General features: G+C 68.5%; 32 protein-coding genes. 22 read left to right on the top strand and 10 right to left on the bottom strand.

What is annotated here, in order from left to right:
• Nucleotides 1–161: transposase (locus ACE3T8_RS04185; protein WP_374607065.1), on the top strand; the 161-nt coding region annotated here is incomplete at its 5' end.
• A gap of 31 nt (nt 162–192) precedes the next feature.
• Here ACE3T8_RS04185 and murA read toward each other — a convergent pair.
• A complete protein-coding gene (gene murA, locus ACE3T8_RS04180) occupies nt 193–1,449 on the bottom strand; it encodes a UDP-N-acetylglucosamine 1-carboxyvinyltransferase (protein ID WP_374607047.1) in 1,257 nt (418 codons plus the stop codon).
• Nucleotides 1,449–1,697 (bottom strand): BolA family protein, encoded by a 249-nt coding sequence (locus tag ACE3T8_RS04175; protein ID WP_374607045.1) that lies wholly within the window; start codon nt 1,695–1,697, stop codon nt 1,449–1,451. Before ACE3T8_RS04175 ends, murA begins: the two co-directional genes overlap by 1 nt.
• A gap of 54 nt (nt 1,698–1,751) precedes the next feature.
• Here ACE3T8_RS04175 and ACE3T8_RS04170 point away from each other — a divergent pair, with 54 nt between their 5' ends.
• From ACE3T8_RS04170 to ACE3T8_RS04105, 14 genes are all read left to right on the top strand, one after another.
• Nucleotides 1,752–2,744: a KpsF/GutQ family sugar-phosphate isomerase gene (locus tag ACE3T8_RS04170; protein ID WP_374607043.1), complete on the top strand. Its 993-nt coding sequence runs from the start codon at nt 1,752–1,754 to the stop codon at nt 2,742–2,744.
• On the top strand, nt 2,744–3,289 hold the full coding sequence (locus ACE3T8_RS04165) for a KdsC family phosphatase (RefSeq protein ID WP_374607042.1): 546 nt from the start codon (nt 2,744–2,746) through the stop codon (nt 3,287–3,289). Before ACE3T8_RS04170 ends, ACE3T8_RS04165 begins: the two co-directional genes overlap by 1 nt.
• A complete protein-coding gene (gene lptC, locus ACE3T8_RS04160; protein ID WP_374607040.1) occupies nt 3,286–3,855 on the top strand; it encodes an LPS export ABC transporter periplasmic protein LptC in 570 nt (189 codons plus the stop codon). The genes ACE3T8_RS04165 and lptC overlap by 4 nt, the downstream gene beginning before the upstream one ends.
• Nucleotides 3,839–4,363 carry a lipopolysaccharide transport periplasmic protein LptA gene (lptA, locus tag ACE3T8_RS04155; protein ID WP_374607038.1) on the top strand — a complete coding sequence of 175 codons (525 nt, stop codon included), beginning with the start codon at nt 3,839–3,841 and terminating at the stop codon, nt 4,361–4,363. The genes lptC and lptA overlap by 17 nt, the downstream gene beginning before the upstream one ends.
• Nucleotides 4,363–5,082, top strand: coding sequence for an LPS export ABC transporter ATP-binding protein (lptB, locus tag ACE3T8_RS04150; protein ID WP_374607036.1), 720 nt, complete (start codon nt 4,363–4,365; stop codon nt 5,080–5,082). The genes lptA and lptB overlap by 1 nt, the downstream gene beginning before the upstream one ends.
• A gap of 73 nt (nt 5,083–5,155) precedes the next feature.
• Nucleotides 5,156–6,580, top strand: a complete 1,425-nt coding sequence (locus ACE3T8_RS04145) for an RNA polymerase factor sigma-54 (protein WP_374607034.1) — start codon at nt 5,156–5,158, stop codon at nt 6,578–6,580.
• A 65-nt stretch (nt 6,581–6,645) separates the two neighbouring features.
• Entirely contained in the window at nt 6,646–6,972 is a 327-nt protein-coding gene (gene hpf, locus ACE3T8_RS04140) for a ribosome hibernation-promoting factor, HPF/YfiA family (RefSeq protein ID WP_374607032.1), read from the top strand.
• A gap of 54 nt (nt 6,973–7,026) precedes the next feature.
• Nucleotides 7,027–7,980: an HPr(Ser) kinase/phosphatase gene (hprK, locus tag ACE3T8_RS04135; protein WP_374607030.1), complete on the top strand. Its 954-nt coding sequence runs from the start codon at nt 7,027–7,029 to the stop codon at nt 7,978–7,980.
• On the top strand, nt 7,977–8,846 hold the full coding sequence (rapZ, locus tag ACE3T8_RS04130; protein WP_374607029.1) for an RNase adapter RapZ: 870 nt from the start codon (nt 7,977–7,979) through the stop codon (nt 8,844–8,846). The genes hprK and rapZ overlap by 4 nt, the downstream gene beginning before the upstream one ends.
• A gap of 166 nt (nt 8,847–9,012) precedes the next feature.
• Complete coding sequence (locus ACE3T8_RS04125; protein WP_374607027.1) at nt 9,013–9,405, top strand: PTS sugar transporter subunit IIA; 393 nt, start codon at nt 9,013–9,015, stop codon at nt 9,403–9,405.
• Nucleotides 9,406–9,426: 21 nt separating this feature from the next.
• Nucleotides 9,427–9,696: an HPr family phosphocarrier protein gene (locus ACE3T8_RS04120; protein ID WP_187552857.1), complete on the top strand. Its 270-nt coding sequence runs from the start codon at nt 9,427–9,429 to the stop codon at nt 9,694–9,696.
• Nucleotides 9,696–11,417 (top strand): phosphoenolpyruvate--protein phosphotransferase, encoded by a 1,722-nt coding sequence (gene ptsP / locus ACE3T8_RS04115; RefSeq protein ID WP_374607025.1) that lies wholly within the window; start codon nt 9,696–9,698, stop codon nt 11,415–11,417. Before ACE3T8_RS04120 ends, ptsP begins: the two co-directional genes overlap by 1 nt.
• Nucleotides 11,418–11,549: 132 nt before the next feature.
• A complete protein-coding gene (gene mgtE, locus ACE3T8_RS04110) occupies nt 11,550–12,911 on the top strand; it encodes a magnesium transporter (protein WP_374607024.1) in 1,362 nt (453 codons plus the stop codon).
• A 47-nt stretch (nt 12,912–12,958) separates the two neighbouring features.
• Nucleotides 12,959–13,756, top strand: a complete 798-nt coding sequence (locus ACE3T8_RS04105; protein WP_374607022.1) for a prolyl oligopeptidase family serine peptidase — start codon at nt 12,959–12,961, stop codon at nt 13,754–13,756.
• Nucleotides 13,757–13,768: 12 nt separating this feature from the next.
• On the opposite strand, the gene ACE3T8_RS04100 is transcribed toward ACE3T8_RS04105, so the two are convergent.
• Genes ACE3T8_RS04100 through ACE3T8_RS04080 form a run of 5 tightly spaced genes read right to left on the bottom strand, consistent with a single transcriptional unit; the run spans nt 13,769 to nt 18,057 of the window.
• On the bottom strand, nt 13,769–14,716 hold the full coding sequence (locus ACE3T8_RS04100) for an aspartate carbamoyltransferase catalytic subunit (RefSeq protein WP_374607020.1): 948 nt from the start codon (nt 14,714–14,716) through the stop codon (nt 13,769–13,771).
• Between the two features lie 28 nt (nt 14,717–14,744).
• Nucleotides 14,745–15,221: a Holliday junction resolvase RuvX gene (gene ruvX, locus ACE3T8_RS04095; RefSeq protein WP_374607018.1), complete on the bottom strand. Its 477-nt coding sequence runs from the start codon at nt 15,219–15,221 to the stop codon at nt 14,745–14,747.
• Complete coding sequence (locus ACE3T8_RS04090; protein WP_374607017.1) at nt 15,218–15,784, bottom strand: YqgE/AlgH family protein; 567 nt, start codon at nt 15,782–15,784, stop codon at nt 15,218–15,220. The genes ruvX and ACE3T8_RS04090 overlap by 4 nt, the downstream gene beginning before the upstream one ends.
• Nucleotides 15,785–15,839: 55 nt before the next feature.
• On the bottom strand, nt 15,840–16,970 hold the full coding sequence (locus ACE3T8_RS04085; RefSeq protein WP_374607015.1) for a PilT/PilU family type 4a pilus ATPase: 1,131 nt from the start codon (nt 16,968–16,970) through the stop codon (nt 15,840–15,842).
• Nucleotides 16,971–17,019: 49 nt separating this feature from the next.
• Nucleotides 17,020–18,057, bottom strand: coding sequence for a type IV pilus twitching motility protein PilT (locus ACE3T8_RS04080; protein ID WP_374355571.1), 1,038 nt, complete (start codon nt 18,055–18,057; stop codon nt 17,020–17,022).
• Between the two features lie 248 nt (nt 18,058–18,305).
• Here ACE3T8_RS04080 and ACE3T8_RS04075 point away from each other — a divergent pair, with 248 nt between their 5' ends.
• The 3 genes from ACE3T8_RS04075 to ACE3T8_RS04065 are packed head-to-tail and all read left to right on the top strand — an operon-like array spanning nt 18,306 to nt 20,289.
• Entirely contained in the window at nt 18,306–19,007 is a 702-nt protein-coding gene (locus ACE3T8_RS04075; protein WP_374607013.1) for a YggS family pyridoxal phosphate-dependent enzyme, read from the top strand.
• Nucleotides 19,004–19,822 (top strand): pyrroline-5-carboxylate reductase, encoded by an 819-nt coding sequence (gene proC, locus ACE3T8_RS04070; protein ID WP_374607011.1) that lies wholly within the window; start codon nt 19,004–19,006, stop codon nt 19,820–19,822. Before ACE3T8_RS04075 ends, proC begins: the two co-directional genes overlap by 4 nt.
• An 8-nt stretch (nt 19,823–19,830) precedes the next feature.
• A complete protein-coding gene (locus ACE3T8_RS04065; protein WP_374607009.1) occupies nt 19,831–20,289 on the top strand; it encodes a DUF4426 domain-containing protein in 459 nt (152 codons plus the stop codon).
• Nucleotides 20,290–20,369: 80 nt separating this feature from the next.
• Here the strand turns inward: ACE3T8_RS04065 and ACE3T8_RS04060 are convergent, their stop codons facing one another.
• From ACE3T8_RS04060 to ACE3T8_RS04050, 3 genes are read right to left on the bottom strand one after another with little or no spacing between them, the layout of a single operon-like run.
• Nucleotides 20,370–21,185, bottom strand: coding sequence for a cobalamin-binding protein (locus ACE3T8_RS04060; protein ID WP_374607008.1), 816 nt, complete (start codon nt 21,183–21,185; stop codon nt 20,370–20,372).
• Nucleotides 21,182–21,781, bottom strand: a complete 600-nt coding sequence (pdxH, locus tag ACE3T8_RS04055) for a pyridoxamine 5'-phosphate oxidase (protein ID WP_374607006.1) — start codon at nt 21,779–21,781, stop codon at nt 21,182–21,184. Before pdxH ends, ACE3T8_RS04060 begins: the two co-directional genes overlap by 4 nt.
• A 50-nt stretch (nt 21,782–21,831) precedes the next feature.
• On the bottom strand, nt 21,832–22,035 hold the full coding sequence (locus tag ACE3T8_RS04050; RefSeq protein ID WP_374607004.1) for a dodecin family protein: 204 nt from the start codon (nt 22,033–22,035) through the stop codon (nt 21,832–21,834).
• 95 nt (nt 22,036–22,130) lie between these two features.
• Between ACE3T8_RS04050 and ACE3T8_RS04045 the strand changes: the two genes are divergently transcribed.
• From ACE3T8_RS04045 to hemE, 4 genes are all read left to right on the top strand, one after another.
• The gene (locus ACE3T8_RS04045; protein WP_374607003.1) at nt 22,131–22,691 is read left to right on the top strand and encodes a shikimate kinase; all 561 of its coding nucleotides are present in this window, start codon (nt 22,131–22,133) and stop codon (nt 22,689–22,691) included.
• Nucleotides 22,688–23,785: a 3-dehydroquinate synthase gene (aroB, locus tag ACE3T8_RS04040; protein ID WP_374607002.1), complete on the top strand. Its 1,098-nt coding sequence runs from the start codon at nt 22,688–22,690 to the stop codon at nt 23,783–23,785. The genes ACE3T8_RS04045 and aroB overlap by 4 nt, the downstream gene beginning before the upstream one ends.
• 134 nt (nt 23,786–23,919) lie before the next feature.
• Nucleotides 23,920–24,174: a WGR domain-containing protein gene (locus ACE3T8_RS04035; RefSeq protein WP_374607000.1), complete on the top strand. Its 255-nt coding sequence runs from the start codon at nt 23,920–23,922 to the stop codon at nt 24,172–24,174.
• Nucleotides 24,175–24,188: 14 nt separating this feature from the next.
• A complete protein-coding gene (gene hemE / locus ACE3T8_RS04030) occupies nt 24,189–25,259 on the top strand; it encodes a uroporphyrinogen decarboxylase (protein WP_374606998.1) in 1,071 nt (356 codons plus the stop codon).
• Nucleotides 25,260–25,336: the final 77 nt, after the last annotated feature.

The raw sequence follows: 25,336 nt of genomic DNA, 5'->3' as shown, positions 1-25,336 counted from the left end.
ACTGGCGCGGCATCGTCAGCCGGGTACGCTGGCCGATGCATACCGGGCAACTGGAAGGCATCAACAACAAGATCAAGGTGATCAAGCGCATGGCCTACGGCTACCGCGACAGCGAGTACTTCTTCCTCAAGATCAAAGCCGCCTTCCCCGGTAATCCGTGATGAACCTTTTTTTTGCGCATGTTCCCGGCAATCAATCGATGCGGCGGATGCTCGCGCCCAGCGCCGACAACTTGGCCTCGATGTTCTCGTAGCCGCGATCGAGGTGGTAGATGCGGTCGATGACGGTATCGCCATCCGCCACCAGACCGGCGAGGATCAGCGATGCCGACGCACGCAGGTCGGTGGCCATCACCGGCGCACCGCTCAACGCATCGCTGCCGCGCACCACCGCGGTATGCCCGTCCACGCGGATGTCCGCGCCCAGGCGCACCAACTCGTTCACGTGCATGAAACGATTCTCGAAGATCGTCTCGTTGATCACGCCCACGCCGTCCGCCACGCAGTCCAGCGCCATGAATTGCGCCTGCATGTCGGTGGGAAATGCGGGATGCGGCGCGGTCGTGAGATTGACGGCACGCGGCCGCCTGCCCTGCATGTCCAGGGTGATGCGATCGCCGTCGATGGCGATGTCCGCGCCGGCCTCGCGCAGCTTGTCGAGCACGGCATCGAGCGTGTCCGGACGCGCATGGGTCGTGGTGACGCGGCCACCGGTCATCGCCGCGGCGACCAGGAAGGTGCCGGTCTCGATGCGGTCGGCGATCACGGCGTGTTCGCAGCCGTGCAACGCCTCCACGCCTTCGATCACGATGCGCGAGGTACCCGCACCCTCGATCCTGGCGCCCATCGCGATCAGGCAGTCGGCCAGGTCGACGATCTCCGGCTCCATCGCCGCGTTTTCCAGCACGGTGGTGCCCTCGGCCAGCGCCGCCGCCATCAGCACATTCTCGGTCGCGCCCACGCTGACCAGTTCGAACACGTGCCGCGCGCCTTTCAAACGCCCGTTGCTGCGCGCCTTGATGAAGCCGTGGTCGACGCTGATCTCCGCGCCCAGGGCCTGCAGGCCCTTGATGTGCAGGTCGACCGGGCGCGAGCCGATGGCGCAGCCGCCGGGCAGCGACACTTCGGCATCGCCGAACTTCGCCAGCAGCGGGCCCAGCACCAGCACCGAGGCACGCATGGTCTTGACCAGCTCATAGGGCGCGATGTGGCTATTGACGCTGCGGGGGTCGACGGTCATCGCGTCGCCCTGGTGGACGATGCCCGCGCCCAGGCCGGCGAGCAGCTTGGCGGTGGTGAACACGTCGTGCAGGCGCGGCACGTTGGTGATGCGCACGGGCGCGTCGGCCAGCAGGGTGGCGCAGAGGATCGGCAGCACCGCGTTCTTGGCGCCGGAAATGCGGACTTCACCCGCCAGGCGGGCACCGCTGGTGACCACGATCTTCTGCATCAGGCGGCCGCCTCTGCCGGGGTGATGGTGCGCAACTGCAGCGCGTGGATCTCGCCGCCCATCTTCTCGCCCAGGGTGGCGTAGACCATGCGGTGGCGGGCCAGCGGCAGCTTGCCGGCGAAGGCCTCGCTCACCACGGTCGCCTCGAAGTGGACGCCGTCTTCGCCCTGGACGTCGGCACGGGCGCCGGGCAGGCCAGCTTTTTCAAAGCCTGTTTCGATCATCTGGCGGATGCTGTCGGCGTTCATGGCGTATGCGGTGGGCTCAAGTAAACTGAACGACCGAGTTTAGCGGAATCCCTAGTGCCCCAGCCCGCCCCAGCCAATGACTTCGATTTCGCCGCCAGCGGGCGTCGCGTGTTCGCGGTCGAGGCCGAGGGCCTGGCGGCCGTCGCGGACCGCATCGACGACGCGTTCTCCGCGGCCTGCAAGGCGATCCTGGCCAGCCGCGGCCGGGTCGTCTGCTGCGGCATGGGCAAGTCCGGCCACGTGGCGCGCAAGATCGCGGCCACCCTGGCCTCGACCGGCACGCCCGCGTTCTACGTGCATCCCGGCGAAGCCGCCCACGGCGACCTGGGCATGGTCACCGACGCCGACATCGTCCTGGCGCTCTCGTATTCCGGCGAAAGCGACGAAGTGCTGCTGCTGCTGCCGGCGCTGAAGCGGCAGGGCAACACGGTGATCGCAATGACGGGCCGACCGGCATCGACGCTGGCCCGCGAAGGCGACATCCACCTGGACGTCAGCGTGCCCGCCGAGGCCTGCCCTTTGGCGCTGGCACCGACCTCCAGCACCACCGCCTCGCTGGCGATGGGTGATGCGCTCGCGGTTGCCCTGCTGGAAGCGCGCGGCTTCACCGCCGACGACTTCGCCCGCTCGCATCCTGCCGGCGCACTCGGCCGGCGCCTGTTGCTGCACATCACCGACGTCATGCACGCCGGCGACGATGTTCCGAAGGTCGGTCCCGATGCCAGCGTCAGCGAGGCGCTGGTCGAGATGAGCCGCAAGCGGCTGGGCATGACCGCCGTCGTGGATGCCGACGACCGCCTGCTGGGCCTGTACACCGACGGCGACCTGCGCCGCAGCCTGGACGACGAACACGTCGACCTGCGCGGCACCCGCATCGAAGCGGTGATGACCCGCGCACCGCGCACCATCGACGCCGATGCCCTGGCGGTGGAGGCCGCGCAACTCATGGAAACCCACAAGATCAATGCCCTGCTCGTCGTCGACGGCGAGCGCCGGGTCGTCGGCGCGCTGAACATCCACGACCTGCTGCGCGCGCGGGTGGTGTGATGACGATGCCTGCCTACCCCACCGACGTCCTCGAACGCGCGGCGAAGATCAGGCTGATCGGCTTCGATGTCGACGGCACCCTGACCGACGGTCGCCTGTTCTACGGCACCGATGGCCACGAGGCCAAATCCTTCCAGGTGCTGGACGGACTGGGCTTCACCCTGCTCCGCCATGCCGGCATCGAGACCGCCCTGGTCACCGCGCGGATCAGCGAAGTGGTGGAACGCCGCGGCCGCGAACTGCAGGTGAAGCACATCCACACCCACGAGCGCAGCAAGCTGGCCTGCATGCAGCGGATCGCGGCGGGCATGGGCATCGGCATGGACCAGGTGGCCTTCGTCGGCGACGACCTGCCGGACCTGGCGACGATGCGCAACGTGGGCCTGGCGATCGCACCGGCCAATGCGCATCACTGGGTGCTGCCGGTCGCGCACTGGGTCACCCCGCGTCGCGGCGGCGAAGGCGCGGGCCGCGACGCCTGCGACCTGCTGCTGCATGCGCAGGACCACGTCGAGGGCATCCTGGCCCACGGGGAGCATCCGTGAACCACGGCCCGGTCAGCTGGCGCACAGGCCTGACCATCGCCCTCCTGCTGGCCGCGATCGCCAGCGGCTGGTCGGTGTGGCGGCAGTCGCGGCCGGTCGATGACGGCGTGCTCAAGACCCGCCCGGACTACGTGCTGCGCGACTTCGAGATCACCTCGCTGGACAAGCAGGGCCAGGAGTCCTTCACCCTGCGCGGCCCGGTGCTGCAACGCGACCCGGCCGACAAGACCATGGAACTGGCCACGCCGGTGTTCCTGGTGCCGGACCGCGAGAACCGCTACTGGCGGATCAACGCCAAGTACGGCGTGGTGCCTGCGGACGGCAGCCAGTTGCAACTGCGAGGCGATGTGCTGGCCACCAGCCCGGCCGACGCGCCGCCGGCCACCCGCATCCAGACCGAACAGCTCAACCTGTTCCCCGGCGAGAACCGGGCGACCTCGTCCACCGCGGTCGCGATCACCCGCCCGGGCCTTACAATGAATGGCCATGGCATGCAGGCGGACTTCGACCGCCAGCAAATCTCCCTCCTGTCGCAGGTGCGCACCCGTTATGTCCCCCAGCGCTAAGTCCACCGCCACGCTGCTGTCCACCGCGGTCCTTGCCCTCGCCATCGGTGCCGCCGATGCGCGCACCTCCGACCGCAACAAGCCCATGGACATCGAGGCCGCCCACCAGGTCTGCGGCCTGGGCGCCAACGACAGTTGCACCTACACCGACGTGACCATGACCCAGGGCACCCTGCGGATCCGGGCGGCCAAGGCGGTGATCCAGCAGGTCAATGGCGACATGAGCCGGGTGCAGATGAGCGGCGGGGTCACCCTCAGCCAGCAGCTCGACGACGGCACCGATTTCGATTCGAAGTCGTCCGCCGTGGACTACGACCTGCGCAGCGAAACCGTGGTGTTCACCGGCAACGTGGCGATCACCCAGCAACGCGGCACCCTCAACGGCGAGCGCGTGGTCTACAACATGAAGTCCGGCCAGGTCGAAAGCGGCGGCAGCGGCAACGGCCGGGTCAAGATGCGCATCCTGCCGAAGAGCGCGCAGGGCGCGCCGGCCAAGGCGGAAGGCTGATGCTGGTTGCCGAGGGGCTGCGCAAGCGCTACCGCTCGCGCGAGGTCGTGCGGGACTTCGGCCTGACCCTCAAGGCCGGCGAAGTGGTCGGCCTGCTCGGTCCCAATGGCGCCGGCAAGACCACCTGCTTCTACATGATCGTGGGCCTGGTCCCGGCCGACGCCGGCCGCATCGTGCTGGACGGCACCGACATCACCGACCGGCCGATGTACGCGCGCGCGCAGCTCGGCGTGGGCTACCTGCCGCAGGAACCATCGGTGTTCCGCAAGCTCAGCGTGGCCGACAACATCCGCCTGGTGCTGGAATTGCGCCCCGACCTGGACGACGACGCCCGCGAAACCGAACTGTCCGCCCTGCTCGACGAGCTGCAGATCAACCACGTCGCCGACCAGGCCGGCGCCAGCCTGTCGGGCGGCGAGCGCCGACGGGTGGAGATTGCCCGCGCGCTGGCCGGCAAGCCGCGCATGATCCTGCTCGACGAACCCTTCGCCGGCGTCGACCCGATCTCGGTCCACGAGATCCAGCGCATCGTCCGCCACCTCAAGGAACGCGGCATCGGCGTGCTGATCACCGACCACAACGTGCGCGAGACGCTGGGCATCTGCGATCGCGCCTACATCCTCGCCGATGGCGGGGTGCTGGCCCAGGGCACCCCGGCCGAGCTGCTGGCGAACACCGACGTGCGCCGCGTCTACCTGGGCGACGCCTTCCGCCTCTGATCGCGTCGATGCGCCGGCGCGTGCACGCATCGCTAACGGTTTTTTACCCGCATCTGGCGATATGCTGGGGACGATGAAGCCGCGCCTCTCCCCCGCGCTGCAGCAGCATCTGGTCCTGACGCCGCAACTGCGCCAGGCGATCCGCCTGCTGCAGCTGTCCACCGTCGAACTCGAAGCGGAAGTGGCCGAAGCCGTGGCCAGCAATCCGCTGCTGGACTGGGCGGAAGACGGCGAAGCGACGCCGGGCGAAGCGCACGAGGCGCGCGATGCCGATGCGCCGCTCGAAACCATCACCCTCGCCGCCACCGAACCCGAAGACCACTGGGACCGCGACGCGGAACCGTGGCAGGAACGCATCGGCCCCTCGTCCGACCGCGACGGCAACGACGAGATGGAACATCCCGCCGTCGCCGAGAGCCTGCGCGACCACCTGCTCTGGCAGTTGCACCTCGGCCATTTCAGCCAGCGCGACACCAGCATCGGCATCGCCCTGGTCGACGCGATCGACGACGACGGTTACCTGCGCGAAGACCTGGAAGAGCTCGCGCGCAGCCTGCAGCCGGACATCGACGCCGGCCTGGACGAAGTCCTGCACGTGCTGCACCGGATCCAGCAATTCGATCCGGTCGGGGTGGGCGCGCGCGACCTCGGCGAATGCCTGCGCCTGCAACTGCGTGCGCTGCCCGCGGACACGCCCGGACGCGACGTGGCCATGCTGGTCACCGCCGGCCCGCTGCAGCGCCTGCCGAAGATCGGCATCGACGGGGTCTGCCATGAGCTGCGCTGCGAACGCGGCGAGGCGGAAGCCGCGGTGCAACTGCTGCGCAGCCTGGATCCGCGCCCGGGTTCGCAGCACGGCGAATTGCCGGCCGGCACCTACGTCACCCCGGATTGCGTGATCTGGCGCCAGCAGGGCCTGTGGCGGGTCGCACTGGCGTCAGGGGCAATGCCGCGGGTGGCGATCCAGCATGGCTATGAACAGATGATCCGCCACGCCAGCAACAGCGATGCCGATTACCTGCGCGGCCGCCTGCAGGAAGCGCGCTGGCTGCTGAAGGGACTGGAATCGCGCGCGGACACGCTGCTGCGGGTGGTGCGCTGCCTGGTCCGCGAGCAGGCCGCGTTCCTGGAATTCGGCGAACAGGCGTTGCATCCGCTGACCTTGCGCAGCATCGCCGCCGAACTCGGCCTGCACGAATCCACGGTGTCGCGGGCGATCGCGCGCAAGTACGTGCGCACCCCGCGCGGGACGATCCCGCTGCGCGACTTCTTCGCCTCCGGCATCGAGACCGAAGGCGGCGGCAGCGCGTCCAGCACCGCGATCCAGGACATGATCCGCAAGCTGGTGGCCGCGGAAGACCCGCGCAAGCCCTTGTCGGATGCCCGCCTCGCCGATACGTTGAAGGCGGACGGGGTGCCGGTGGCCCGGCGCACCGTGGCGAAATATCGAGAGGCCCTGCACATCCCGGCCTCGCACGAACGCGTGCGCATCGGCTGACGCCGCTGCGCCGCTCCCGCCGGCGGCATCGGTGCCGTCGGCTCCACACGAGCAAGGAGGTCCAGATGCAGATCGAAACCCACGGCCAGCAGATCGATGTCACCCCGGCGCTGCGCGACTACGTGGAGAACCGGTTCGTCCGGCTCGGTCGGCACTTCGAGCACCCGTGCCAGATCCGCGTCCAGTTGGGCCTGGACAAGCCGGAGCATCGCGCCGAAGCCACCGTCACCCTGCCCGGCCGCAGCCTGCACGCGGATGCCAACGGCGTGGACATGTACGCCGCCATCGACCTGCTGGCGGACAAGCTGGATCGCCTGCTGTTGAAGCAGAAGGAAAAGATGGTCGACCACCATCGCGGCGAGAGCATCGCCCACAGCGACGCGCTGGGCTGAGCGCGCCGCGATGAAGCAGGGGGAACAGGCCCGCCGGCGGGCGGGGATGCCATGGTGAACGCCGCGCGCATCACCGCCGCCGAACTCTTCGAGAAACAGCAGGACCGGTTGGAACTGCGCTGGCTGGCGGGCCAGAAGGACGGCGCGCGGCGGGTGCTGGAGGCGGTGGAAACCGTCGCCCGGCGTCCGTCGCTCGCCGGCTACCTCAACGCGATCTATCCGAACCGGGTGCAGATCCTCGGCACCGAGGAACTGTCCTGGCTGGACGGGCTGGACGCCCGCCAACGCTGGGAAACCATCCAGAAGATCATGGACTACCGGCCGCTGGCGCTGGTGATCAGCAAGGGCCAGACCTGCCCCGAGGACCTGCGGATCGCCGCGGAGGAATCCGAGACCCCGTTGTGGGTCTCGCCGCGCCGCGGCCATGAACTGCTCAACCACCTGCAGTACGTCCTCGCCCGCACGCTGGCGCCGCGGGTCACCCTGCACGGCGTGTTCCTGGAGATCTATTCGATCGGCGTGCTGGTCACCGGCGAATCCGGGTCCGGCAAGAGCGAACTGGCGCTGGAACTGGTCACCCGCGGCCACCGACTGGTCGCCGACGATGCCCCGGAATTCACCCAGATCGCCCCCGACGTGCTCGACGGCACCTGCCCCGACCTGTTGCAGGACATGCTGGAACTGCGCGGGCTGGGCGTGCTCAACATCCGCCAGATGTTCGGCGACACCGCGGTCAAGCGGAACAAGTATCTGCGCCTGATCGTGCATCTCAGCCGGCCGTCGCTGGAGCCCAGCCCCACCGGGATGGAACGGCTCACCGGCGACCTCGGCACCCGTCGCGTGCTCGACCTCGACGTGCCGATGATCACCCTGCCGGTCATGGCCGGCCGCAACCTCGCCGTGCTCACCGAGGCCGCCACCCGCATGCACATCCTGCGCAGCAAGGGCGTGGATCCGGCTGCGGCGTTCATGGCCCGCCACAGTCATTTCCTGGAACGCTCGCAATGACCGCGACTGCAAGCACGCCGCTGGTCATCGTCAGCGGCATGTCCGGCTCCGGCAAGTCGGTGGCGCTGAAGACATTCGAGGACCTGGGCTACTACTGCGTCGACAACCTGCCCGCGGACCTGTTGCCCGAGTTCGTGCGCCGCCTGCAGGCAGGCCAGTCGACACCCGACCGGATCGCGGTGGGCATCGATGCACGCAGCCTGGGCGATCTTTCCGACGTGCCCGAGGCGCTGTCGCAGATCGGCGCGCTGGGCATGGACACCCGGCTGCTGTTCTTCGACACCCGCGACGAAGTCCTGCTGCGGCGCTATGCGGACACCCGCCGCCGGCATCCGCTCAGCCACCTCGGCCTGGTGCTGGCAGATGCGATCTCGCTGGAGCGGCAGGCGCTCAAGCCGCTGCGCCAGATCGCCGACCACGTGCTCGACACCAGCGAGCTCAACGTCCACCAGATGCGCCGCCACATCCTCACCGAGTACGGTCTCAGCGGCACCGGTCTGTCGCTGCTGTTCGAGTCATTCGCCTATCGCCGCGGGGTGCCGGCCGAGGCCGATTTCGTGTTCGACGCGCGGGTGCTGCCCAACCCGCACTGGGACGCGCGCCTGCGGCCGCTGTCCGGTCGCGATGCCGCGGTCGCCGACCACCTCGACGTCGACCCGGACGTGATCGCCTACGTCGCCCAGGTGCAGGGGTTCCTGGACACCTGGCTGCCCAAGCTGCGCTCGGAAACCCGCAGCTACGTGACCGTCGCCTTCGGCTGCACCGGTGGCCGCCATCGCTCGGTCTACCTGGCCGAACGCCTGGCCCGGCATTGCCGCGACTCCGGCTGGGCGGAAGTGGCCGTGCACCATCGCGAACTGGATTGATCGCGTTCCTGTTGCGGCAGCCCCCCCCGTGGCTGCCCGTCTTTTCGCTTGCCGATCTGCGAGCAGGGCAACCACGGGGGGTTGCCCCAACAGTACGTCCGACAGTGCGACCGAAAACGAGAAATCACGCTTCCGCGCTGTCATCCCCGTCTGTTAACTTGCCGCCATGGCCGTCGGCATCCTCCTCATCACCCACGAAGGCATCGGCAACGCGCTGCTGGCGGTGACCACGCGCCTGCTGCGCAACCTGCCGCTCGCCTGCGAAGCGTTCGAAGTCCCCTTCGACGGCGACCCGGATACGTTGCTCCCGCAAGCGAGCGCCGCGCTGCGACGCGTCGATGGCGGGCATGGCGTGCTGGTATTGACCGACTTGTATGGCGCCACGCCGAGCAACCTCGCCGCGCGGTTGTCGCGGCTCGGCACGCCGGTGCGCCGCGTGTCCGCGCTCAGCCTGCCGATGCTGCTGCGGGTGATGAACTACGCCGACCTCGAACTTTCGGAACTGCCGGCGGTCGCCGCCGCCGGTTCCCGCAACGGAGTGATCCATGACGACGCCTGAGCCACGCCACGGAGGCGCCCGATGATCCGCCGCGAACTCGTCATCAGCAATCGGCTGGGCCTGCATGCCCGCGCCACTGCCAAGCTGGTGCAACTGCTGTCCACCTTCCGCGCACAAGCCACGCTCGAAGCGCGCGGCCGCGAGGTCAATGCCAAGAGCATCATGGGGGTGATGCTGCTCGCCGCCGGCCCCGGCAGCACGGTGGTCCTGCGCGTCGACGGCGAGGACGAACAGGCCGCCGCCGATGCCGCGGCCGCGCTGTTCGAGCGCCGGTTCGACGAGGACAGCTGATGCGCCACCTCCTGTCCGGCAATGCCGCGGCACGCGGCAGCGCACTCGGACGGGCACGCGTGCGCCTGCCGCACGCGCTGGACGTGGAAGAAACCCGGATCGCAGCCGATGAGGTGGAGGCCGAGCTCGCGCGCATCCACGAAGCCGTCGACATCGTCCGCACCGAGATGCACACCCTGCGCCAGCGCCTGCACGGCGCGCTGGCCCATGAAGTCGGCGAGTTCGTCGACCTGCATGCGCTGCTGCTCGACGACCCGGAACTGCTGCAGGGCATCGACGAACTGATCCGCACCGGCCTGTACTCGGCCGACTACGCCCTGCGCCTGCAGCGCGACCGCATCGCCGCGGTGTTCGAAGGCATGGACGATGCCTACCTGCGCAGCCGCATCGACGACATCGACCAGGTGATCGGCCGCCTGCATGCCGCCCTGCACCGCCGCGAGGCCGACCTGCAGGGCGTGGCCGGCGAGATCCTGGTCACCGACAACATCGCGCCTGCCGAACTCGCGCAGTTGCAGGCGCAGGGCGTGGTCGGCGTGGTCACCGCCGGCGGCAGCCCGCTCTCGCACAGCGCGATCCTGGCGCGCAGCCTGCACCTGCCGCTGGTGGTCGGTGCCACCCATGCGTTGTTGAAGGTCAACGACGGCGACGTGCTGGCGATCGACGGCGCCACCGGCCTGGTGGTGCTGGAACCGAATGCCGCCGACCTGCGCGCGCACCACAAGCGCGTCACCGAGGCCAAGCGCGAGCGCCGCGAACTCAACCGCCTGCGCCGCGAACCCAGCCGCACCCTCGACGGCATCGACATCAAGCTGTGGGCGAATGCCGAATCGCGCGACGACGTGACCGAGTCGCACGCGCTCGGCGCCGCCGGCGTCGGCCTGTACCGCACCGAATTCCTGTTCATGGGCAGCAGCGAACTGCCCGATGAGGAAACCCAGTTCCGTGCCTATCGCGATGCGGTGATCGGCATGACCGGGCGCACCGTCACCATCCGCACGCTCGACCTGGGCGCGGACAAGGCCGACAAGACCGGACTCGCCCTGCGCGACGAACCCAATCCCGCGCTGGGCCTGCGCGGCGTGCGCCTCTCGCTGGCCCGCGAGGGACTGCTGCGCACGCAATTGCGGGCGATGGCGCGCGCCTCCGGCTACGGCCCGCTGCGCGCGCTGGTGCCGATGGTCAGCGGTTACGAGGAAATGCGCACGGTGCGCAGCGCGCTGGATGCCGTGTTGTTCGAACTGCGCAGCGAAGGCTTCGAGGTCGCCGAGCATGTGCCGCTCGGGGCGATGATCGAAGTGCCGTCGGCGGCGATCTCGCTACCGGATTTCATCGGCCTGTGCGATTTCCTGTCGATCGGCACCAATGACCTGGTCCAATACCTGCTCGCCGCCGACCGCACCAACGAGGCGCTGGGCGAACTGTATTCGCCGCTGCACCCGGCGGTGCTGCGGGTGCTGCGCGACGTGGTCCGCATCGCCAGCCGGCGCGGCAAGCCGGTGGCGGTCTGCGGCGAGATCGCCGGCGACCCGATGTTCACGCCGTTGCTGCTCGCGCTTGGCATCGGCGAACTCAGCCTGCATCCGGCGACCATGCTGGAAGTGCGTCGCGCGGTGCGCGCCTGTGATCTCTCTGCCCTGCGTGCCGCCACCCCGGCCCTGTTCCGTGCGCGCGACCGCGCCGGCATCGAGGCATGGTTGAAGGCGCACGGCGCGCACTGATCGCGGCACCGCGGATCCATCGCGACGAAATCGTGCTGGCCGGCTGTCATCCGCGCGGGCGATAATGCGCGGACCATGAACATCTGATCCCGTCGCGCGCCTGGTGCCGCGACCTCGCCACCGGAAGCCGCAATGGCCGAAGCCGTTCGCCACGACAAGACCGCGCGCCAGCTGCGTCTGCTTTCGGACGCGCTGGACAGTGGCCGGCTGGGCCCGGTGCGGCGGCTGGTCAACACGCTGTCGCCCGCCGAGATCGGCAACCTGCTGGAGTCGCTGCCGCCGGGCAAGCGCACCGTGGTCTGGGGCCTGGTCGATCCCGAGGACGATGGCGAGGTGCTGGTCCACGTCGGCGAGGAAGTGCGCGAAAGCCTGATCGCGGACATGGACCCGGACGAACTGGTCGCCGCGGTCGAGGACCTCGACATCGACGACCTCGCCGACCTGGTCGAGGACCTGCCGGACACGGTGATCGACGAAGTCCTGAAGTCGATGGACCGCGAGAACCGCGAGCGCCTGGAACAGGTGCTGTCCTACGACGAGGACAGCGCCGGCCGACTGATGAACCCCGACGTGGTGACGGTGCGCGCCGACACCACCATCGACGTGGTGCTGCGCTACCTGCGCCTGCGCGGCGAACTGCCCGAGCACACCGACCACATCTACGTGGTCAGCAAGCGCCACCAGTACCTCGGTCGCATCGCGTTGCAGGCGTTGCTGACGCACGAGCCCGGCACGCCGATCAACCAGTTGCTCGACGACGAGCAGCCGGCGATCGGGGTCGACGAAACTTCGGACGAAGTCGCCCGCCAGTTCTCCGACCACGACTGGATCTCCGCGCCGGTCGTCGACGACAACAACATCCTGCTCGGCCGGATCACCATCGACGACGTGGTCGACATCATCCGCGGGCAGGCCGAGCACCAGGCACTGGGCGCCGCCGGCCTGGACGAGGACGAAGACCTGTTCAGCCCGGTGCTGCGCGCCACCAAGCGGCGCTTGATCTGGCTGTCGATCAATCTGGGAACGGCGTTCCTGGCCGCCAGCGTGGTCGGCCAGTTCGAGGGCACCATCGACAAGCTGGTCGCGCTGGCGGTGCTGATGCCGATCGTGGCCGGCATGGGCGGCAACGCCGGCACCCAGGTGTTGGCGCTGATGGTGCGCGGCCTGGCGCTGGGCCAGGTCGGTGCCTCCAACATCCGCACGCTGATGTGGAAGGAAGCGCGCGTCGCCCTGCTCAACGGCATCGTGCTGGGCACGATCCTCGCGTTGATCGTGCTGCTGTGGTTCCACAGCATCGGCCTGTCGCTGGTGATCTTCGTTGCCCTGACCTGCAACCTGGTGCTCGCCGCGATCGCCGGGGTGATGGTGCCGGTGATGCTCAAGCGCGCGGGCTACGACCCGGCGTTGGCCAGCAGCATCTTCCTGACCACCGTCACCGACGTCATGGGCTTCTTCACCTTCCTCGGCCTGGCCACGCTGGTGCTGTTGCGCTGATCGGGCACCGGTGCGCTAATGACCGCGATCCGGCCCGGAGTGATGCAATGCGCCTGCCACCGTCCACGTTCGCGACCCTGCTGCTCGCCATCGCCGTCCTGTTGCTTGGCGGTTGCATGAGCACGCCGACGCGCAGCACCGGCAGCTTCGTCGAACGCAATCTCGAGATCGCCGGCGAAACCCGTCGCTACCAAGTGTTCGTGCCGGCCTCCGCCGCGGGCGGGCGCACGCCACCGGTGATCGTCTTCCTGCACGGCTCGGGCGAGCGCGGCAGCGACGGCGCCAAGCAGACGCTGGTCGGGATCGGCCCGTACCTGCGTGCGCACCAGGACCGCTTCCCGGCGATCGTGGTGTTCCCGCAGGCCCCGGACGAGACCGAATGGGCGGGCAATGCGGACCTGGTGTTCGCCACCCTGGATGCCGCCACCCGCGAATTCCATGGCGACCCGGATCGCACGTACCTGACCGGCCTGTCGATGGGTGGCTATGGCACGTGGGACATGGCGATGCGCGCGCCGGGACGCTTCGCCGCGCTGGCGCCTGTTTGCGGCGGCGTGGTGCATCCACGACGGCCGTCGATGGGCGTGAGCGGCATCGCGGGTGCCGCCGATCCTTATGCGGCGGTGGCCGCACGACTCAAGGACACGCCCGTCTGGCAATTCCACGGCGCGCTGGACGATGTCGTGTCGCCCGACTATTCGCGGCAGATGGATGCCGCCTTGCAGGCGGCCGGCGCGCGCGATGCGCGCCTGACGATCTTTCCCGACGCCAACCACAACAGCTGGGATGCGACGTACTCGCAGACGCCGGAACTGTGGACCTGGCTGTTCGCGCAGAAGCGCTGACGGGAATACGCGTCAGTCCGACAGCAGCGCCTCCAGCACCGCCATCCGCACCGCCACGCCGTTGGCGACCTGCCGCAGCACACGCGACTGCGGGCCGTCGGCGACTTCGTCGCTGATCTCGACGCCCCGGTTCATCGGCCCCGGATGCATGACGATCGCATGCGGCGCGGCACGCAGCAGGCGTGCCGTGGTCAGTCCGAAATCGCGGTGGTAGTCGTCGAGCGAGGCCACGAGCCCCTCGACCATGCGTTCGCGCTGCAGGCGCAGGGTCATCACCGCATCCACGCCATCGAGCATGGCGTCGACGTCGTCGCCGACCGTGCAGCCCTGCAGGGTGTCGTCATCCGGCAGGAGCGCGGTCGGGCCACAGACGCGGATTTCGCCGCAGCCCAAGGTGCGCAGCGCATGCAGGTCACTGCGCGCGACCCGCGAATGGCGGACATCGCCGACCACCAGCACCTTGAGCCGCGAGAAGTCGTCGCCCTTCGCCTGCCGCAGCGTCAGCATGTCGAGCAAGCCCTGGGTGGGATGGTTGCTGCGGCCATCGCCGGCGTTCAGCAGCACCGTGCCGGGATTCGCCGCGGCGGCGAGCTCGGCCACCGCCCCGTCGCGCTTGTGGCGCACGACGAAGGCATGCACGCCCATCGCTTCCAGCGTTTTCAGGGTGTCTATGTCGGCCTCGCCCTTGGTCGTGGACGAGGTGGAGGCATCGAAGTTGAGCAGGTCCGCGCCGAGCCGCTGCGCGGCCAGCGAGAAACTCGAGCGGGTGCGGGTAGACGGCTCGAAGAACAGGGTGCACACCGCCTTGCCCGCAAGCGCATGCCGCGCGCCGGTGCCGCCGTAAGCGTGTGCGGCCAGCCCTTGCGCACGTCGCAGCAAGGTCTCGAGTTGCGCGCGCGACAGGCCCCGCAGGCTCAGCAGGTGGCGCAGGCGGCCGTCGGCATCGGTTTGCGGATCCATGTCGCCTCTCTGTGTCGTGCTCATCGGGTCATGCCACCGCCACCGCATCCTGCGGCGCGGCGAGCCAGCGTTCGACGATGATCGCCGCCGCCATCGCATCCAGCGCATCGGCATCGCGGCGACGCTTGCGGCCATCGGCACGCGCGTCGGCGAAGCGCTGCGCGGCTTCGATCGAACTGTTGCGTTCGTCGATCATCACCACAGGCACGTTCAACCGGCTGCGCAGCTCACCGGCGAATCCACGCGCCCTCTTGCGGATTGGCTGGTCGCCGCCGTCCAGGGTCATCGGGTCGCCGACCACCAGGCCATCCGGCCGCCATTCCCTGTAGAGGCGTTCGATGCGCGGCCAGTCCGGCATGCCGTCGCGTACATCGATGACTGCGATCGCCCTTGCACCATTCCCGAACGCGCTGCCCACCGCCACGCCGATCCTCCGAGCACCGACATCGAAGCCCAGCACGGTGCCGTCCGTGCGGATTGCCGGCGGCGCAGCGGTATCGCTCATGCGTGGCCGCTGTGGCCTGCCACGTTGACCAGGTCCACGCCGATGCTGCCCGCCGCGGCCTGCCAGCGTTGCGGCAACGGCAGGTCGAACAGCACGTCGCGGCGGGTCGGCACCATCAGCCAGCTGTCGTCGACCAGCTCCTGCTCCAGTTGCCCCGCGCCCCAGCCAGCACAACCCAGCGCCACCACCGCCTGCCCCGGTCCTTCGCCCCGCGCCAGCGCTTCGAGCACGTCGCGCGAGGTGGTGAGGTACAACCCACCGCCTACCGCCAGGGTCGAATCCCATTCGCGGTCGCCGTCGTGCAGGACGAAGCCGCGCTCCGGATGCACCGGCCCGCCGGCGAGCACGATCTGCGATTGCAGCGATTCGCTCTCGCTGCTGATGCCCATCTGCTGGAGCACGTCGCCCAGAGTGTATTCGGAGGGGCGGTTCACCACCACGCCCATCGCGCCGTCGCCGTCGTGCTGGCAGATCAGGGTCACGCTGCGCGCGAACTCGGAGTCCTGCAGGGACGGCAGCGCGATCAGCAAGTTGTTGCCGAAGCTGTGGCCGTGTTCATGCATGCCGGCATTGTAGCGTGGCGACTCGCCAGGCCACACCACCGGCGTGACGCCGCACTCAGCGAAGCTCGGCGATCTCCACCCCGTCCAGGCCCTGCGCCAGCGTGCGGGCATCGCCGCCCTGCGCCAGCTTGATCCGAAGGCGCACCTCGTTGGAGGAGTCGGCGAAGCGCAGCGCGTCCTCGTAGCTGATCTCGCCGGCCTGGTAGAGCTCGAACAGGCTCTGGTCGAAGGTCTTCATGCCCAACTGGACGGATTCCTTCATCACGTCCTTGAGCTTGTGGATCTCGCCGTCGCGGATGTAGTCCTGCACCAGCGGTGTGCCCAGCAGGATCTCCATGGCCACCCGCCGGCCCTTGCCGTCCGGGGTCGGGATCAGCTGCTGCGCGACCACGCCCTTGAGGTTGAGGGACATGTCCATCAGCAACTGGTTGCGGCGGTCTTCCGGGAAGAAGTTGATGATCCGGTCCATCGCCTGGTTGGCGTTATTCGCATGCAGCGTGCAGAGCACCAGGTGGCCGGTTTCGGCGAAGGCGATCGCGTGGTCCATGCCCTCGCGGGTGCGCACCTCGCCGATCATGATCACGTCCGGCGCCTGGCGCAGGGTGTTCTTCAATGCGTTTTCCCAGCTGTCGGTGTCGATGCCGACCTCGCGCTGGGTGATGATGCAGCCGTCGTGCTTGTGCACGAACTCGATCGGATCCTCGATGGTGATGATGTGGCCGGTCGAATTGTGGTTGCGGTAGCCGATCATCGACGCCAGCGAGGTCGACTTGCCGGTGCCGGTGGCGCCGACGAAGATGATCAGGCCACGCTTGGTCATCGCCAGCGTCTTGATGATCGGTGGCAGGTTCAGCTCTTCCACCGTGGGGATGCGCGTCTCGATGCGTCGCAGCACCATGCCGACCTGGTTGCGCTGGTAGAAGCAGCTGACGCGGAAGCGGCCGACCCCGGAAACGCCGATCGCGAAGTTGCACTCGTGGGTCTTCTCGAACTCCTCGCGCTGCTGCGGCGTCATCACGTTCAGCACCAGGTCGCGCGACTGCTGCGGAGTCAGCGGCGCCTGGGTGATCGGGCTGATCTTGCCGTGGACCTTCATCGACGGCGGCATGCCGGCGGTGATGAACAGGTCCGACGCCTTCTGGTGCGCCATCAGCTTGAGGAACGAGGTGAAGTCGATGCTGCTCATACCGTGGCTCCGATTCGGGGTCCCGCGTGTGCCGTGCGCAAACGGTCGTTCATTCGAACAACCGCTTGTCCTTCGCGTACTCCTTGGCCTGCTGGCGGCTGACCATGCCGCGCTTCACCAGGTCCTGCAGGTGCTGGTCGAGGGTCATCATGCCCACGTTCTGGCCTGTCTGGATGGCCGAGTACATCTGCGCCACCTTGTCCTCGCGGATCAGGTTGCGGATGGCCGGGGTACCCACCATGATTTCCCACGCCGCCGTCCGGCCGCCCCCGGTCTTCTTCAGCAACGCCTGCGAGATCACCGCGCGCAAGGATTCCGAGAGCATCGAGCGCACCATCGGCTTCTCGCCGGCGGGGAACACGTCGATGATGCGGTCGATGGTCTTGGCCGCGCTGGAGGTGTGCAGGGTGCCGAACACCAGGTGGCCGGTTTCCGCCGCGGTCAGCGCCAGGCGGATGGTTTCCAGGTCGCGCATTTCGCCGACCAGGATGTAGTCGGGATCTTCGCGCAACGCCGAGCGCAGCGCCTCGCTGAACCCGTGGGTGTCGCGGTGCACCTCGCGCTGGTTGATCAGGCACTTCTGCGAGGTGTGCACGAACTCGATTGGATCCTCGACCGAGAGGATGTGCGCGTATTCGTTCTTGTTGACGTGGTCGAGCATCGCCGCGAGCGTGGTCGACTTGCCGGAACCGGTGGGACCTGTGACCAGGATGAGGCCCTGCGGCTGGTCGATCAGTTCCTTGAAGATGCGCGGGCAGCCCAGGTCTTCCAGGGTCAGCACTTCCGAGGGAATGGTGCGGAACACCGCGCCGGCTCCGCGGTTCTGGTTGAACGCGTTGACGCGGAAGCGGGCCAGCCCGGGGATCTCGAAGGAGAAGTCGACCTCGAGGAATTCCTCGTAATCGCGGCGCTGCTTATCCGACATGATGTCGTAGACCAGCGAATGCACCTGCTTGTGGTCGAGTGCGGGGATGTTGATGCGGCGCACGTCGCCGTCGACGCGGATCATGGGCGGCAGGCCGGCGGACAGGTGCAGGTCCGAGGCCTTGTTCTTGACCGAAAATGCCAGAAGCTCAGCGATATCCATGGTGGCAACACTCCCCAGGGCGCGCGGCATCTCCCCTGCCGCGCAAGTCGTCGTTACCGCACCAGGGCATCCCGCCCCGTCGCGACGCTTCGAGTCCCGGGCAAGCCCGTCCTCGCGTGCCAGCGTACCGACGCTTTCGCGGCGGAACCTGGCGGGTGCAGCCTCCCTGCAGCACCCTTGAACCCGCTGTCGCCAGGACAGGGGGCCGTGGGCAGTATATGCCTCCCGCAGTCGCCGACAATGACCCCATGCAACCCGAGCCCAAGGCCCTTGCCGACATCCTGCTTGCCATGGACAACGCAAGCCGCGCGACCGCCCGGCCAGAGGCGCCGCGCCTGCTGGCGGTGTCGAAGACCCGCAGCCCGGCGGAGGTCGCCGCCCTGGCCGCAGCCGGCCAGCGCGCATTCGGCGAGAACTACGTGCAGGAAGCCCTGCCGAAGATCGAGGCGCTGCGCAGCCTCGGCCTGGAGTGGCACCTGATCGGCCACCTGCAATCGAACAAGGCCGATGTCGCCGCCCGCGCCTTCGACTGGGTGCAATCGGTCGACCGGCCGAAGCTGGTCGCGGCCCTCGCCCGCCATCGCCCGGCCGACCTGCCGCCGCTGGAGGTGCTGCTGCAGGTCAATGTCGACGATGAAACGAGCAAGCACGGCTGCCAACCCCAGGACATCGACGCATTGGCCGATGCCGTGGCCGCCGAACCGCGCCTGCGCCTGCGCGGGCTGATGGCGATCCCCGCGCCGCACCAGGACATGGCGCGCCGTCGCGATGCCTTCCGCGCGATGCGCGCGTTGTTCGACGCGCTGCAGTCGCGCCATCCCGGCATCGACACGCTGTCGATGGGCATGAGCGAGGACTTCGTGCCGGCCATCGAGGAAGGTGCGACGATGGTGCGCATCGGCAGCGCACTGTTCGGTGCGCGGCCAGCCAAGCCGGAGAACCACGCATGAGCGATCCCATCGCCTTCATCGGCGGCGGCAACATGGCCCGCAGCCTGATCGGCGGACTTGTCGCGCAAGGCCGTGATCCGGCCACGATCCGCGTCGCCGAACCGGTGCAGGCGCTGCGCGACGCGTTGGCTGCCGACTTCGGCATCGCGGTGTTCGAGGATGGCGCGCAGGCCATTGCAGGCGCACGCACCTGGGTATTCGCCACCAAGCCGCAGGTCTTGCGCGCGGTCTGCGAATCGCTGGCGATGCAGGCACAGGCACGGAAGCCGCTCGTCGTCTCGATCGCCGCCGGCATCACCGCTGCGCAACTCGAGCGCTGGCTGGGTGGCGATGTCGCCGTGGTGCGCACGATGCCGAATACGCCGGCGCTGCTCGGGGCTGGCGTCACTGGCTTGTTTGCGACCACGCAAGTCGATCCGGCGGGCCGCGAGTTCGCCGAAACATTGCTCTCGGCCGCCGGCAAGACCGTATGGATCGACGACGAAGCGCAGATGGACGCGGTCACCGCGATCTCCGGCAGCGGCCCGGCCTACGTGTTCCTGCTGGCCGAAGCGATGGTCGATGCCGGCATCGGCGAAGGCCTGCCGGCAGACGCGGCGCGCATGCTGGCCCTGCAAACCGTGTTGGGTGCCGCGCGGATGCTGACCGAATCCGATGTCGATGCCGCCGAATTGCGCCGCCGGGTGACCTCGCCGAATGGCACCACCCAGGCCGCGATCGAGGCGTTCGAGGCCGGCGGCCTGCGCACGCTGGTCGCCGATGCGGTCCACGCCGCGCGCGTGCGCGGTGCCGAACTGTCCGCCGCCCACGAATGAGGATGCCAATGCGCACGCTCGCCCTGATCCTGCTGCTCGCGATCGCCGGTTGCGGCGGCGACAAGGCGCCAACGGTCGCCAAGCCCCATGCAACCGCCACCGCGAGTACCACCGTCGGCGGCGTGACGCTACAGACATCGACGGTGGCGCTGGCTGACCTCAACGACGCGGTCGCGGCGCGCTACGGCATCGATCGCAGCGCCGATGGCGTGATGTTGCTGGTCACGGTGCGCGATGCCGCCGGCAACGGCATCGGCCCCGGAGACCTGCAACTCACAGCGACTGCATCGGTATTGCCGGATCCACCGACACCGCTGGAACTGCGCGCGATCCAGACCGATGGCATGACCGACTACCTGGGCGTGGTGCAGGCCCGTGCACCTGCAACCGTGACGTTCAAGCTCATCTCGACCCGCGCCGGGGCACGTGCCGACATCGCGACTACTGCGGAACTGCAGCCACGTTGAGGAAAAGGTGAGGAAAAGGGGTCGGAGTGAATTTCGCGCCGCTGCTTCCTGGCATGACCAGAACAAGTGGTCGCGAAACTTCACTCCGGCCCCTTTTCCCTGCCCCACGCCCGGATGATCCGGGCGATCTCGTTGACGCCATCGGTCAGTGCCGCCGGGCCGGGCTGCAGGATCAGCGGCGACTTGATCTCGAACAACTGGCCATCGCGCACGGCCGGGATCGCGTTCCAGCCCGGGCGTGCGGCGACCTTCTCCGGACGGAATTTCTTCCCGCACCACGAGCCCAGGATGATGTCCGGCGCGCGGCGGATCACTTCATCGGCATCCTCCAGGATCCGCGCCTTCGCCAACGATTCCAGCGCGCGTTCCGGGAAGAGATCGTCGCCGCCGGCGAGGCGCACCAGTTCCGCGACCCAGCGGATGCCGGTGATCGGCGGCTCGTCCCATTCCTCGAAATACACCTTGGGTCGATGCGGCAACAGCGCAGCTTCGCGTTCGATCGCATCGAGCCCGCGTTGCAGGCCATCGGCATACGCATTCGCGCGATCGGCGGCACCGACCAGCGCACCAAGCCGGCGGATGTAGTCGAGGATCCCCGGCACGCTGCGATGGTTGCTGATCCAGACCTCCACGCCTTGCCGGATCAGTTCCGCGGCGATGTCGGCCTGGATATCGGAGAAGCCGATCACGAAGTCCGGCTGCAGCTTCAGGATCTCGCCGATCCTGGCGCTGGTGAATGCGCTGACCTTGGGCTTTTCCCTGCGCGCGATGGCGGGACGCACGGTGAACCCGCTGATCCCGACGATGCGGTCCTGCTCACCCAGCGCGTACAGGACTTCGGTGGGTTCCTCGGTCAGGCAGACGATGCGTCGGGGGCCGACCGTCGATGCGCTCACGGATACAGCATCCGCTTCGACCAAGCCCCATCCTCGCCACGTTCGTGCAGCCAGCGTTCGTGCAGGCGGAATTGCGCGCCGTACCAGAACTCGATCGCGCGCGGCACCACCCGGAAGCCGCCCCAGCGCGGCGGGCGCGGTACCTCGCGACCTTCGAATTCCGCCTCGTACCGGGCGATGCGCGCATCGAAGACCGCGTGCGACGCCAGCGTTTCCGATTGCAGCGACGCCCACGCACCGATCTGGCTGCCACGCGGACGGCTGGCGAAATACGCATCGGCCTCGTCGTCGGCGACGATCTCGACGTCGCCCTCGATCCGCACCTGCACGCCATCGCGCACGCGCGGCCAATGGAACAGCAGCGCGGCCTGCGGGTTGGCCTGCAACTCCCCACCCTTGCGCCTGTCCAGATGCGTGTACAGCACGAAGCCGCGCGCGTCGTGCGCCTTCAGCAGCACGGTGCGCGCGGAAGGGCGTCCATCGGCTGCCGCAGTCGCCAGGGTCATGGCGGTGCGATCCGGCTCGCCGGCGGCGAGCGCCTCGGCGAACAGGGCGTCGAAGGTCGAAAGGGCGTCGGCCAGGCATGCGTCGGTCATGCGTGCATTGTCGCGCGCATGCCGCGCCGGCGCACCTGCGCCGTGATCGACTAATTGACGATGAAACTCACCCGCAGGTTGACCCGCCATTCCTGCACGTTGCCGTCGTCGTCGGTGACGACCTTGATTTCGTTGACCCACGCGCCCTTGATGTTCTTGACGGACTCGGCGCACTTCTGCAGCCCGTGCCTGACCGCATCTTCCATGCTGGTCTTCGAGGCGGCGTTGAGTTCGATGATCTTGGCAACGGACATGGCGATTCCTCCTGGTGATCCGGCAAGGCGATGCCGGAATGGCCAGCGTCCTCCCGCCGCGGTTAAGCGCGCGTAACGGCTGCTAGCATGTTGCGATGCGCAACGACGCCCCTGCTCCCCGCCACGCCTGTTCCCGGCATGTCGTCCTGGTCGGCCCGATGGGGTCAGGCAAGACCACGCTGGGCCGTGCGTTGGCGACGCGGCTGGGGCTGGCCTTCAGGGACGTGGATGCGCGGATCGCGGCAGACGCCGGTTGCGACATCCCCGTCATCTTCGCGAACGAAGGCGAAGCCGGCTTTCGCGCGCGCGAATCGCGGGTACTGGCCGAGGTGCTGGACGGCGAGCCCGCGGTCATCGCCACCGGCGGCGGCGCGGTGCTGGCGGACACCAACCGCATGGCGATGCGCGATGCAGGCCGCGTGGTCTACCTGCTAGTCGATTCCGCCACGCAACTGACGAGGCTGGCGGGCGACACCGGCCGCCCCCTGCTGGACGCGCCGGATCGCGCACGCCGACTGGCCGACCTTCAGGCGATCCGCGAGCCGCTGTATCGCGACGTCGCCCACCATCTCTTCGATTCCAGCGCGCTGTCGCCGGACGCCGCGGCCGCGGCGCTGGCCGACCTGCTCGCCACTGCCGAGGGATCCCGCGAATGACCGTTTCGCCACGCACCGTCGACGTTGGCGGCGCCGCGCCCTATCGCATCACCATCGGCCCCGGCCTGCTCGACGACGGCGACCTGCTGGCGACGACGTTGCGTGGCCGCCACGCACTCCTGGTCAGCGATGCGAACGTGGCACCGCTCTACGCCGACCGGCTCGAAGCCGCGTTGCGCCGGGCGAAGCCGGACCTGCACATCGCCCGCCACGTCGTCGCCGCCGGCGAATCCGAGAAAACCCTGGCCAACTTCGGCACGGTGATCGAGGCTCTCGCCGCACTCGGCGCGACCCGCGACGCGACGGTGATCGCGCTGGGCGGCGGCGTCGTCGGCGACATGGCCGGGTTCGCCGCCGCCTGCTGGATGCGCGGCATCGACTGCGTGCAAGTGCCCACCACCCTGCTGGCGATGGTGGATTCGTCGGTAGGCGGCAAGACTGCGGTGGACATCCCGCAAGGCAAGAACCTGGTCGGTGCGTTCCATCCACCGCGCGCCGTCATCGCCGACACAGCGGTCTTGCGCACGCTTCCACCACGCGAACTGCGTGCCGGCCTGGCCGAGGTCATCAAATACGGCGCGATCATCGATGCGACGTTCCTGGCCTGGCTGGTGTCGCACTGCGACCGGCTGCTGGCCGGCGACGACGCCCTGCTCGCCGAGGCCATCGCCCGCAGTTGCGAGCACAAGGCGGCGATCACCGAGCGCGATCCGTACGAACACGGCGAACGCGCCCTGCTCAACTTCGGCCACACCTTCGGCCATGCGATCGAGGCCGAACAGGGCTATGCGGAGGGGCTGAACCACGGTGAGGCAGTGGCGGTCGGCATGGTGCTTGCAGCGCGCCTGTCGCATGCGCTCGACATGGCCACGCGTGCGGATGCCGATGGCCTGCAGGCGCTGCTGCAGCGCTTCGGCCTGCCGGTCGCGATCCCGGCCGGGCTCGATGCCGATGCGCTGCTCGCGCGCATGCGCCTGGACAAGAAGGCCCAGGCCAGCGGGTTGCGCTTCATCCTCTGGGATCGCCCCGGCGCGGCGCGCGTGGTCGCGGATGTGCCGGAGGACGTGGTACTCGAGGTACTCCGCAAGGCATGACCCCTCGGCATTCGCAGGCACTTGTAGCCCGGATAAGCGCAGCGCATCCGGGGTTCCTTCGCGAAGGCCATCCCGGATGCGGCCTTTGGCCTTATCCGGGCTACGGGGCTACAGGCTCCCCGTACAATTGCGGCATGCGCCTCCTGCTGCAACAACGCCCCGACGGCCGCGAAGCCCCGCGCTTCGTCCAATTGCAACTCCAACCCGACCTGCTCGGCGGCTGGACCCTGCTGCGCGAAACCGGCCAGATCGGTGGGCGCAGCACGCTCAAGCGCGAGCAGTACGCCGACCAGGGCAGCGCGCTGGCCGCACTGGAATCGGCCCGCGACGCGCAGCTCAAGCGCGGCTTCCAACTGATGTTCGCGCAGGGCGCGGACGCACCCCGCTAACCGGAATCATCCCCGTGACCTTGAAGAACGACCCTGCTCTGGACAGTCGATTTCTGCGTGCGCTGCGGCGCGAACCCGTCGACTGCACGCCGGTCTGGCTGATGCGCCAGGCCGGACGCTACCTGCCGGAATATCGCGCGACCCGCAAGGCCGCGGGCAGTTTCCTGGCGATGGCCAAGAACCCTGAGCTGGCCTGCGAGGTCACCCTGCAGCCACTGCGCCGGTTCCCGTTGGACGCCGCGATCCTGTTCTCCGACATCCTCACCGTGCCCGATGCGATGGGCCTGGGCCTGTTTTTCGTCGACGGCGAAGGCCCGAAGTTCGAGCGCCCGCTGCGCACGCCCGCCGACATCGCCAACCTCGCGGTGCCGGACATGGAGACCGAGCTGCGCTACGTGATGGACGCTGTGCGCACGATCCGCCGCGAGCTTGATGGCAGCGTGCCGCTGATCGGCTTCTCCGGCAGCCCGTGGACGCTGGCCTGCTACATGGTCGAAGGCGGCGGCAGCAAGGACTGGGGCAAGGTCAAGGCGCTGGCATTGAACGAGCCGGCGGCGATGCACCGATTGCTGTCGGTGGTGACCGATGCGGTGATCGCCTACCTGTCCGCGCAACACGCCGCCGGCGCGCAGGCATTGCAGGTGTTCGACACATGGGGCGGCACCCTGGGGCCTGCGATGTACCGCGAGTTCTCGCTGCCCTACCTCGTCCGCATCGCCCGCGCGCTGAAAGATCTTGGCGCGCCGGTGATCCTGTTCGGCAAGGGCAATGCACCGCACCTCGACGATCTGTTCGCCAGCGGCGCCGACGCCATCGGCGTGGACTGGACGGTGACGCTGGAAGATGCAGCGCGCCGTGCGAATGGCCGCGTTGCCCTGCAGGGCAACCTCGATCCGGCGATGCTGTACGGGAATGCGGACGCGATCCGTGCGCAGGTGCGCGGCGCGCTCGATAGTTACGCCACCGGCAACGGCGGCTCGCGCGAGGGCCACGTGTTCAACCTTGGCCACGGCATGTCGCCGGACATGGATCCGGACCACGTCGCCGTGCTGGTGGACGAGGTGCACGCGTACAGCCGTCGCTGAGGCAACGCGCTCGGGAAACGCCGGGGAAACGGGGTCAGAGTCAATCTTGCGCCCATGGCGTTGGAACAGTTCGCGAT

It is taken from the genome of Thermomonas sp. (genome assembly GCF_041919455.1).
GTDB lineage: Bacteria > Pseudomonadota > Gammaproteobacteria > Xanthomonadales > Xanthomonadaceae > Thermomonas.
The sequence above is the reverse complement of the archived record's forward strand: the minus strand, read 5'-3'. Positions and strand labels throughout refer to the sequence as shown.